10 protein-coding genes are annotated in these 9,621 nt (G+C 68.5%); 8 read left to right on the top strand and 2 right to left on the bottom strand.

Going from position 1 to position 9,621, the window contains the following annotated elements:
* The first annotated feature begins 18 nt into the window (after positions 1-18).
* The 8 genes from WMF39_RS14690 (at position 19) to WMF39_RS14655 (ending at position 5,950) form a co-directional block, all read left to right on the top strand.
* Positions 19-552 (top strand): hypothetical protein, encoded by a 534-nt coding sequence (locus WMF39_RS14690; protein ID WP_437746129.1) that lies wholly within the window; start codon positions 19-21, stop codon positions 550-552.
* Positions 549-1,094 carry a hypothetical protein gene (locus tag WMF39_RS14685; RefSeq protein ID WP_437746128.1) on the top strand — a complete coding sequence of 182 codons (546 nt, stop codon included), beginning with the start codon at positions 549-551 and terminating at the stop codon, positions 1,092-1,094. The genes WMF39_RS14690 and WMF39_RS14685 overlap by 4 nt, the downstream gene beginning before the upstream one ends.
* The gene (locus WMF39_RS14680; protein WP_437746127.1) at positions 1,091-1,366 is read left to right on the top strand and encodes a hypothetical protein; all 276 of its coding nucleotides are present in this window, start codon (positions 1,091-1,093) and stop codon (positions 1,364-1,366) included. Before WMF39_RS14685 ends, WMF39_RS14680 begins: the two co-directional genes overlap by 4 nt.
* Positions 1,367-1,613: 247 nt before the next feature.
* The gene (locus tag WMF39_RS14675; protein WP_437746126.1) at positions 1,614-1,829 is read left to right on the top strand and encodes a hypothetical protein; all 216 of its coding nucleotides are present in this window, start codon (positions 1,614-1,616) and stop codon (positions 1,827-1,829) included.
* 850 nt (positions 1,830-2,679) lie between these two features.
* On the top strand, positions 2,680-3,162 hold the full coding sequence (locus WMF39_RS14670; protein ID WP_437746125.1) for a CoA-binding protein: 483 nt from the start codon (positions 2,680-2,682) through the stop codon (positions 3,160-3,162).
* Entirely contained in the window at positions 3,159-3,872 is a 714-nt protein-coding gene (locus WMF39_RS14665) for a formylglycine-generating enzyme family protein (protein WP_437746124.1), read from the top strand. Before WMF39_RS14670 ends, WMF39_RS14665 begins: the two co-directional genes overlap by 4 nt.
* 294 nt (positions 3,873-4,166) lie before the next feature.
* A complete protein-coding gene (locus tag WMF39_RS14660; RefSeq protein WP_437746123.1) occupies positions 4,167-4,310 on the top strand; it encodes a hypothetical protein in 144 nt (47 codons plus the stop codon).
* Positions 4,311-4,591: 281 nt separating this feature from the next.
* Complete coding sequence (locus tag WMF39_RS14655) at positions 4,592-5,950, top strand: MFS transporter (RefSeq protein ID WP_437746122.1); 1,359 nt, start codon at positions 4,592-4,594, stop codon at positions 5,948-5,950.
* Between the two features lie 156 nt (positions 5,951-6,106).
* On the opposite strand, the gene WMF39_RS14650 is transcribed toward WMF39_RS14655, so the two are convergent.
* Both WMF39_RS14650 and WMF39_RS14645 read right to left on the bottom strand, forming a co-directional pair.
* Positions 6,107-7,306, bottom strand: coding sequence for a hypothetical protein (locus WMF39_RS14650; protein WP_437746121.1), 1,200 nt, complete (start codon positions 7,304-7,306; stop codon positions 6,107-6,109).
* A 100-nt stretch (positions 7,307-7,406) separates the two neighbouring features.
* Positions 7,407-9,515: a hybrid sensor histidine kinase/response regulator gene (locus WMF39_RS14645; protein ID WP_437746120.1), complete on the bottom strand. Its 2,109-nt coding sequence runs from the start codon at positions 9,513-9,515 to the stop codon at positions 7,407-7,409.
* Positions 9,516-9,621: the final 106 nt, after the last annotated feature.

Genomic DNA, 9,621 nt, shown 5'->3' with positions numbered 1-9,621 from the left:
CGGCCAGGAGCCTCCACCATGTCGATGCGCTTCCACGGCACGGTCGGTCTGTTCTGCGCTTGTGCGCTCGTCGTCGTTCCCGCGCCGGCGCCGGCATTCGAGCTCAGCGGCGGCGTGAGCGTCGGCGGAATCCAGGTCGGGACCGAGCCCGAGCTTGCCGTGAGCCCGTTCGTCGGGTGGCTCTGGCGCAGAACGAGCGACTTCCGGATCGAAGTCCACAACGTGCTCAGCATCGTTCCAGGGGCAGGCGTCGGGGTCTACGATCGGACGGCGGTCACCTTCGGGTACACAACGAAGACCGGCAACGTCAGCCTCGGGCCGTCGCTCTCGATCTACTTGATGCGGGTGTGCGGTGCCGTGATCTGCGACCGCGTGATGGGGGTCGCTCCGGGAGGCCGCGCCCAGTCCGACTGGTACTTCGCCGGGCGCCTGGGGGCGTCCACGAGCGTCAACGTGGACTGGGCTGGCGGGAGCAGCCGTGTCCTTCCTGGCAGCATGGTCCTGATGGTCACTGCCGGGCCAATCTGGAGGTTCGGGGGAGATTCAAAATGAAAAGAGGGATCGTTTTTCTAGTTCTCGGTCTCACCGGGTGCAACTTCGACCTGGGAGAGTGTTACGTGCGGGGTGATGGAAAGGAGGGGGCCGGCGGGGGCATCATCACCCCCACGGGCGGGGTCGGAGGCTTCGGGTATGTACCTCTCCAGCCGCAGAATCACACCGGCTACGACGAGGACCCGTGCGGCGGCTCACAGGTCGCCGAGTGTACGGTCACATGGAAGGCGGATTCGGCTCAGTGCAAGAACCGGGGTGAGGCAGGTACCTGCACCACGCTCTACCAGGGCCATCATGCAAGCCTGGACGAAGCCAAGGAACGATGTGAATATGCCAACGGGGTGCACCTCGACTCGGGAGTGCTGTCGTGCGGCCCGTGTCGGTGGGTGAATGGTGCGAATGGCGATCCGGTTGAAGAGTGCAAACAGAATTGCGAAAGGATCAACCAGAAGTGCATAGATGACTGTGCGAAGGGGGACAAGGATTGCATGTATAAGTGCAATTTGAAGCTCGGTGACTGCCTCAAGGGTTGTGAAAGATGAACATCTTAGAGATCGTCTCCACCTTCACGCCATCGGACGGAAGCGCGCCACGGACCATAACGATCCGTATTAGCGACCTCCGTGAGGAACCCGACGGGTTATGGTCTGTGGCCGTGGACGTGCTCGGGTTCAAGACCGATGACCACGTGCGCCTCAAGGGCGCTGACTGGCTAAACGCCATCGAGAGTGCGGCAGGGTTCATTCGGAGGCTTGCGGGAGGCAAGGTCAGGGATTACGGCGGCACCATCAGCCCGCTCCTCCTTCCGCCTTGACGTCTGAGCCGCGAAAGTCCGAGCTCGCCCCGCGCCGGCCGTTTCCGTCGCCGTCGTTAGCGCGATTCCGCCGATCCGCGCCGTCCCTGGCCAGGAAGCCCATCGGCTGGGAGGCGGTTCAGACCGGTAGCCTGGGTAGCCCCCGGACGGACCGGGAGCTTAGTGACACATGTCGTAGAGGGCCAGCGACGGAGAACCGCCGGTGCGCTGAAAAAAGACATGTTCAGTGGATGAGAGGCTTCGGTTCATGACGCAGGTCAACGAGTCGGACGAGACGTTCGCGGAGCTGTGGCGGCGGTCCGGTATCAGCCGGAAGACGTGGTACAAGTGGGTGGAGCGCCACGAGCAGGCCGGACCTCGCGGCCTGGAGGAGCGGCGGCCCGTGGCGCACACGTTCCCGCATGCGACGCCAGCGGTGATCGTCGACGCGCTGATCGAGCTGCGGAAGGACCGCCCCACGTGAAGCCGAAGAAGCTGCGCGCTCGGCTGGAGAGCCTGGGCCTGGAGAGGGGTCCCCCTCAAGAACAAGGAGCTGCGGCTGGCCAAAGGGCGTGACCTGCGAGAATTCACGCCGGATCGTGAGGAGAGGCTCATGTGTACCACGACCGCGGGGAGCAGTTCGTGTACAGATTTTGGCGGTCCGAGAAAGTGCGGCGAGCGTGTCGCGTCGACGAGGATCCGGTCGCTGTTTCCAGTCCTCCCGGAGCAGGGGCCTGTAGCTCAGGGAAGTGTCACCGCGGCTCCCGGTCAGAAGTGTTACCAGGGCTCCGCTCGTACACCTGCGCGGCTCAGGGTTGGCCTCCTGCGCGGCCTCGGCGCCCTCCTGCGCGTCCCAGCCGCCCTCCTGCGCGGCTCCGGCGAGCCTCCTGCGCGGCCTTGGAGCCCTCCTGCGCGGTCCCAGCCGCCCTCCTGCGCACCCATTTTGGTGTCCCATCGCACGGTTGCATGGCTCCAGCGCAGCCCCGGACCCCTCCTGCGCAGCCCTGGCCCCCTCCTGCGCGCCCATCTTGGTGTTCTGCATTACCATGACTCGATGCCTGCGCGTGATCGCCCCCCGCTGCGCAGCTCCGGCGTCCGCTTGCTCGGCTCCGCTGTCCCCTCGTGACGTGGTCTTCCTGCTCTCCTCTGACCGAAGCCTCGGTGTCACCGATATCCTCATCGATCGACCGCCCCTCGGCTGCTCGGGCCACCGATGGCGCCCTCGCTGCATTCAGCACGGAGATCGCGACGGCGATGGAGAGAATCTTCATCGAGGAGATCACGCAGGTCCAGGACGACGTCGCGCATGCTAGATCTGCTCCGCGGCGCAGAACATGCTCGACGTCCCTCTACTCGGCACCGTGGACATGGAACGGACGCTCAGGAATGCGCGCTCGATCGCGGTGCTGGGGATCAAGCCGGAGAGCCGCCGGGATCTCGATGCGCACCAGATCCCGCTTTACCTCCAGAAGGTCGGCTACCACATCCTCCCCGTCCCGACCCGTTATCCCGAGGCGACCCAGATCCTCGGTGTGCCCGTCCGCCGCCGCCTGATCGAGCTTCCCACGCCGCTCGACGTGCTGAACGTCTTCTGCAAGCCCCAGGATTTCGTGCCCCACGTCGAGGATGCGCTCGTGTTGCGTCCGTCTTTGGTGTGGTTCCAATCCGGGCTGCTCGAGCTCTCGGCGGCGCGCAGGCTGCTCGACGCCGGGATTCCGGTCGCGGAGGATTGTATCGGCTGCTGGCGCGCGTCGATGTGGCCTTCCATCGAGCCATTCGAAGCACAACGCTCGGCGGCGAGCTCCAGGACGCCATGACAACAGCCCCACGCTCGACGCCCTCCGGCCTCGTGTGGATCCCTGGCGGCACCTTCACGATGGGCCAAGATCCGATCTTCGAGTCCGAGGCGCCAAACCCACCGCATCGCGTCGAGCTGTCCCCTTTCTGGCTCGGCGCGCACCCGGTCACCCGCGCCGAATACAATGTCTTCGTCGCGGCGACGGGCGCCTCGGCGCTGCCCTCCGCGGGCCGGGCAGAGCTCGACGCGCCCGATCGGCCCGTGGTGAACGTGAGCTACGCGGAAGCCCTGCGGTATTGCGCCTGGGCCGGTGGGACGTTGCCCACGGAGGCGCAATGGGAGCTCGCCGCGCGCGGATTCGATGGTCGGCGGTACCCCTGGGGAGACGATCCCCCGGACGAACGGCGCGCCTGCTTCGCCGAGGACTGGAATCGCGGCGGGCCGAGCCCGATAGGCGAGCACCCGGCCGGCGCGAGCCCTCTTGGTTGCCACGACATGGCCGGCAATGTCTGGAGCTGGTGCCTGGACGCGTTTCGCGCGGACGCGCACCTCGAACGAATGCGCCTCGGCCGCGATCCGTGCGTGGGCGGCGCGACGCGGGTGCGCCCGCTGCGAGGCGGGTGCTGGCGCAGCATCGAGAGCAGGCTCCAGTCGGCGTACCGCAACTGGAGCCACGAGGTCGCGCGACATACAACGATCGGCTTTCGCCTCTGTGTCTCGACTGTTTGACGCGAAGGCTGTCAGGACGAAGGCAGATCGCGTGAAGTCGGCGGGGGCGGGGATGCCGAGGGGTGCGGGACGCCGAGCAGGGCCGCGGCGGCGGGCGCGATCCTCCGCGGGTCCACGGCACGCTCGTGCCGTCCGCGCGGCGACGCCCTCATCCTGCCGTGGGCCCCGGCTGGCGCCTGGCATGCCCTGGGTCAGGCCGTATCCTTCATCCCCGCCTCTCCCGGCCGCGGCCGTACGATGCATGGCCCCGACGCTCTGGTTGCGGCCCGACTGGTCGAGGTTGTTGCGGGCGGGGTGACGGTCGCCATCACCGGCATCCTCCCGGCACACCTCGTGAGCGGCGCCAGCAAGACGGACGCGTCCGACGCAGGCGAGAGCCCGACGCGCCTCGCGCACGCCTGTCCGCCGATCGCGATGGCTGACCAGCAGGCGCCCTGACCGCGCCTCGCGTGCCGTGATGGGCACGGCGCAGACATCAAAAGGAAACATACGGTCTACAACCCATCTGGCGTCCGACATCAAACGGAAACACACGATCTGCAACCCATCTGGCGTCCGACATCGACCGGAAACATACGGTCTGCAACCTATTTTGGGCTCGACATCGACCGGAAACATACGATTTACGACCCATTTACGGTCCTTGTTTTATGAATCCGTCCTGAGGCCTCGATCGCCGCACCGCGAGGTCCTTCAGAACTTGCAACTTACGAGGACCCATGACCAAGGCGACCAAGATCGAGCTATTTTCGCTGTCGACTCCAGCGATGCGCGCATTCCACCTGACCTGGCTGGCGTTCTTCGCCTGCTTCTTCGCGTGGTTCGCGGTGGCACCGCTGATGCCGGTCATCAAGGGCGAATTCGGGCTGACCAAGGAGCAGATCGCCAACATCAACATCGCCGCCGTGGGAATCACGGTGGCGGGTCGTCTGGTGATCGGGCCGCTCTGCGACAAGTACGGCCCGCGGGCGACCTACACGTGCTTGCTCGCGCTCGGCGCCATCCCCGTGCTCGGGATCGCGCTCGCGCAGAGCTATGAGGTCTTCCTGTTCTTCAGGCTGCTGATCGGCATGATCGGCGCGAGCTTCGTCATCACGCAGTATCACACGTCCGTCATGTTCGCTCCCAACGTGGTCGGCACCGCGAACGCCACCAGCGCGGGCTGGGGCAACGCCGGAGGGGGGGTCACGCAGTCGACCATGCCCTGGGTGCTCGCGGCGGTGCTGAGCCTGGGTGTCAGCTCATCGCTCGGCTGGCGCCTCGCGATGGTTGTGCCGGGCGCGCTCATGCTCGTCGTCGCGGTCCTCTACTGGAAGTACACCCAGGACTGCCCGCAAGGGAACTACAAGGACCTTCGCGCGGCGGGCGTCGAGATCGAGGGCGGGAAAAAGGGCGGATGGGCGATCTTCAAGGCGGCGATGGGCAACTACCGGTCCTGGATGTTGTTCATCACGTACGGGGCCTGCTTCGGGATCGAGCTCTTCGTGCACAACGTGGCCGCCAGCTACTTCGTGGACCGCTTCAAGCTGGATCTCCAGACCGCAGGCATGGCCGCGGGTAGCTTCGGGCTCCTGGCGCTGTTCGCCCGCGCCGTGGGCGGCATACTCTCCGATCGGCTGGCACACCGGAAGGGCCTGGACGCCCGCACGACCCTCCTGTTCGCGCTGATGGTCGGCGAGGGGCTCGGCCTGCTCTGGTTCTCCCGCATGCAGACGGCGGGGATGGCGGTGCTCGCGATGATCGTCTTCGGGCTCTTCACGCACATGGCTTGCGGCGCCACCTACGCGCTCGTGCCCTTCATCGATCGCAAGGCGCTCGGCGGCGTCGCAGGTATCGTGGGCGCGGGCGGCAACGTCGGCGCGGTCGCGGCGGGTTTCCTGCTCAAGGCGGTCGGCGACACCCAGGATTGCTTTGCGGTGCTGGGCTTCGCCGCGCTCGTCTCGTCGGTGTGCGCGATCCTTGTGCGCTTCACGGCCGCCCACAAGGCCAGCGAACAGGCCCTCTACGACAAGGCCCTCGCCGAGCGCCTCGCCCAGAGCGGCGCCCCGGCCACGGTCGGCCTCGCGCGCGCGAGCTGAGCACTCTCGAGGCGACCGCCGCGAACCATCGAGGGTCTCGCGGCGTCGCCCGTCGGCGGGAGCGCAGGGCGCCTCGTAATCGGCCTCCGCAACCCCCAGTCGAGCGCCCAGACGATCCTCGTCACGCGGCTCAACCCCGACGCGGCCCCGGAGAAACTACCACTGATCCATCTGAAAGTGATCGCGCACGATCCACTGAGGCGTTCCGCAGTCGTGAACACTGCCCAGCGTGAACCGCTGACCAAAGCCGCGCAGCGCCGCCATCTGCTCGGGCGTCGCGGAGGTGATGTTCGCCAGCAGCCGCAAGCTCGGCAGCCCATCGCCGCGCAGAAGCGACAGCGCCGCGTCCGCGCCGAGCGGCGTGAAGAATGACATGAGCAGCTCGAGCGACCGATCTCGAGCGTGACTCAACGCGTACGCGGCCGCGTCATCGAAGTCACTCTCCTCCACGTTCAGCCGCTGCAGCGAGGCCCAGCTCGCGCTCTCCGCCAGGTCACGCCAGAACGCCGGGCCCGCCGGAGTTCCCCACAAGCTCAGCGAGCGCAGCCGTGCCGCCAGCGGCAGACCCGACAGACGCGGCATCATGCTGGCATCCACCTCGCCGCAGCCGAGCGCCAACCGCTCCAACCGGGGCCAGCATGCGCCCTCGAACAGCGTGCGCAGCGATCCACTCAACAGCCGCTCGTTGAAGCCGAGCGACAGGTGCCGCAATTGCGGCCAGGCAGCCGCGCCGTGCAAACCCTCCAGCCCGGCGTCCCCGATCCGCAGATTCCACAGCCCCAGTTGCTCGAGCTCCTCCTTCGGCAGCACGCGAGCAAACTCCGCCATCACGGCGTCCCCCTCGAAGCTCGCGCCGCTCGCTTCCAGCACGAGCTGCCGCAGCATCGTCGCCGCGGGGGCTCGCGCCAGCGTCAACGCATCCCCTGCGTCGAGCAAGGCATCGGACAGCAGCAGCCGTCGCGGCTTCAACGACTCGAGCGCAGCCAGGCACTCCTCGAGCTCGGCGCGCGGCAATTGCTCGAGCTCCAGCGAGCTCGCGTCCAGCAGCCGTACTCGAGTCAGACGCCACAGGCACGCCGCATGATGTTTCCTCACCCGACGCACCTTGAACAACCCCCACGCGAACTCGCCGTCGACCCCATCCTTGTCGCCCAGCCCCCACGCCCCGCGCAGCTCGTCCCGCGCCCTCCGCCGCGCTTGCCACGCTCCCGCCTCGTCGGCTCTCACGCGCCGCTCCCATTCGATCAGCTCAGCCAGCGGATCACCCGCCGCCGTCAACGTCTCAGCGTACGCGAGCCAGGCCTGCGCATCGGACGGATCACGCCGCAGCGCGGCCTCGAGCTCTCTATCGTTCATCGTTCGCCCTCAGCGTCGCTGTGCCTACAATGCCACCTTCACGCAGTCGACGCCAAACCCAGGCGCCCTCGCAACCGGGGGCGCGAGCGCGGGCCGCAGGTCAGCGCGAGAGCGGGCTCGCCGAGCTGCGCAGCTCGCGGCGCCCCGCCGACAGGGCCTCCATCAGCGCGGTGTCCTCGGCTGGCTTGACGAGGTGCCTGTCGAAGCCCGCCTCTCGCGATCTCCTCCGGTCCTCGTCCTGACCGTAGCCGCTCAGGGCGACGAGGCGCGTCGACGCGAGCGACGGCTCGGCGCGGATGGCGCGGGCCACGTCGTACCCATCCATCCCGCCCGGCAACCCGAGGTCGCACAGGACCACATCCGGAGGGCGCGTCCGGGCCGCCGTCAGGCCGGTCGGGCCGTCGAACGCCGTCTCCACGTCGTAGCCGCTCAGGGTCAAGAGCATCTGGAGGCTCTCGGCCGCGTCGTGGTTGTCCTCGATCACGAGGACGCGAACCCCCTGGCGAGTGGCCTCCTCCCTGTCGGAGGCGGGCGACACGTCCCGGGCGACCGGCGCCGCGAGCGGCAGCCGCAGCGTGAACACCGAGCCGCGGCCGGGCCCCTCGCTGTGAGCCGCCACCGTCCCGCCGTGGAGCTCGACGAGCCCCTTCACCAGCGCAAGGCCGAGCCCGAGCCCCCCCTTGCTCCGGGCCAGCCCCTGCTCCGCCTGGCTGAACGGATCGAAGATGCGCGATAGCAGCGCCGGCTCCATCCCGACGCCGTTGTCCTCGACCGTGATGACGGCCTGTCCAGACACGCCCCCGTCGCGCCCGGGCGCCCGAGGACGAGGGCCCGCCTCGACGCGCACGCCCACGCGCCCGCCCTCGCGCGCGCCCGCGTCGGTGAACTTGCCGGCGTTCTGCAGCAGATTGCCCAGCATCTGCGCCAGCCGGGTGTCGTCGCCCTCGACCCAGAGCGGCTCGTCCGGCGCGCTCACACGGAGCGCCACGCCGTCGGCCTCGAGGTTCGCCCGGTAATCCTCGGCGGTCTGGCGGACGATGCTGACGAGATCGCAGCGCGCCTTGCGGAGCTGGATCCGGCCGCGGGCGATGCGAGAGATGTCGAGCAGGTCGTCGATCAACCGGACCATGTGCGTGACCTGGCGATCGATCACGTCCCGGGCTCGCCGCTGCACGGGATCCGCGGCTCCGACCCTCCGGAGCATCGCGACGGCCGTGCGGACGGGCGCGAGGGGGTTGCGCAGCTCGTGGGCGAGCATGGCCAGGAACTCGTCTTTCCGTCGGTCCGCGTCCCGCAGCGCCTGCTCTGCCAGCTTGAGATCGTGGATGTTGATCGCGATCCCGAACCAGCGGACGATCCGGCCCGAGGCGCCGCGGATGGGCCGCCCGCGCACCTTGAACCACTGGTATCCGCCGTCGCGCCACCGGATACGGTACTCCAGGTCATACGGGGCGAGCCCCCCAACCGCGGCGCGCCAGGCGGCGAAGACCCGCTCCCGATCGTCCGGGTGGAGGACCTCGAGCCACCGGTCGCCGAACTGCCGCTCGGCGGGCACGCCGGTGAACTCGACCCATTGCTCGCTGAGGAACTCGCAGTAGCCGTCGGGCCGGGTCGCCCACACCATGCCCGGGATCGATTCGAGGGTCTGACGGTGAAAGAGCTCGCTCTCGCGCAGCGCCGCCTCGGCCCGGTGGCGCTCGGTCAGATCCAGCATCGAGCCGATCATGCGGGTGGGCACGCCGCTCGCGCTCCGGCCGATGTAGCCGCGGTCGAGGAAGGGCGCGTACGAGCCGTCGCCCTTGCGAAAGCGGTACTCGTCGGTCCAGCTCTCCCCGTTGCCGTCGATCGCCGCGCGGACCCCCTCGGCCACCCGCGCCTTGTCCTCGGGGTGGATGCGGTCGTACCAGCCCTCGGGGCCGTCGCCGAGCTCCTCCGGCGTGCAGCCGAAGTGCTGGACGACCGCTCCGTTCCAGTGGACCCGGTTCGTCTCCAGATCCCAGTCCCAGATCACGTCGTTCGTGGCGCGGTTGACGAGGCGATACTGCTCCTCGCTCCGCCGGACGGCCGCCTCGGCCTCCAGCCGGGCGGCTTCTGCGCTGGCCGCGCGATCGCGGGCCTCGCTCTCCCGCAGCGCCACCTCGGCCTGCCCGGCCGCGGCGGCGCCCTCGGCGCGCCGGCAGCCAGCCCCGTCCACCCGTGTGCTCCGCATCGTCGTCGTCGCCCGGAGGTTTGCGTAGTGGCGCGCTCGGCATTTGGCCACCCGCCGGCGCGCTCGTCGCGCCAAGAAACGATGCCGGAGACCGTGGCGATGCGGG

The organism is Sorangium sp. So ce1504, from assembly GCF_051521635.1.
Classification (GTDB): domain Bacteria; phylum Myxococcota_A; class Polyangia; order Polyangiales; family Polyangiaceae; genus Sorangium; species Sorangium cellulosum_B.
This window is presented reverse-complemented; position numbering and strand designations above follow the sequence as displayed.

What these genes read in the sequence shown, in the direction of transcription:
- WMF39_RS14690 (WP_437746129.1), top strand. Translation starts at nt 19, where the DNA reads ATGTCGATGCGCTTCCACGGCACGGTCGGTCTGTTCTGCGCTTGTGCG.
- WMF39_RS14685 (WP_437746128.1), top strand. Translation starts at nt 549, where the DNA reads ATGAAAAGAGGGATCGTTTTTCTAGTTCTCGGTCTCACCGGGTGCAAC.
- WMF39_RS14680 (WP_437746127.1), top strand. Translation starts at nt 1,091, where the DNA reads ATGAACATCTTAGAGATCGTCTCCACCTTCACGCCATCGGACGGAAGC.
- WMF39_RS14675 (WP_437746126.1), top strand. Translation starts at nt 1,614, where the DNA reads ATGACGCAGGTCAACGAGTCGGACGAGACGTTCGCGGAGCTGTGGCGG.
- WMF39_RS14670 (WP_437746125.1), top strand. Translation starts at nt 2,680, where the DNA reads ATGCTCGACGTCCCTCTACTCGGCACCGTGGACATGGAACGGACGCTC.
- WMF39_RS14665 (WP_437746124.1), top strand. Translation starts at nt 3,159, where the DNA reads ATGACAACAGCCCCACGCTCGACGCCCTCCGGCCTCGTGTGGATCCCT.
- WMF39_RS14655 (WP_437746122.1), top strand. Translation starts at nt 4,592, where the DNA reads ATGACCAAGGCGACCAAGATCGAGCTATTTTCGCTGTCGACTCCAGCG.
- WMF39_RS14650 (WP_437746121.1), bottom strand. Translation starts at nt 7,306, where the DNA reads ATGAACGATAGAGAGCTCGAGGCCGCGCTGCGGCGTGATCCGTCCGAT.
- WMF39_RS14645 (WP_437746120.1), bottom strand. Translation starts at nt 9,515, where the DNA reads ATGCGGAGCACACGGGTGGACGGGGCTGGCTGCCGGCGCGCCGAGGGC.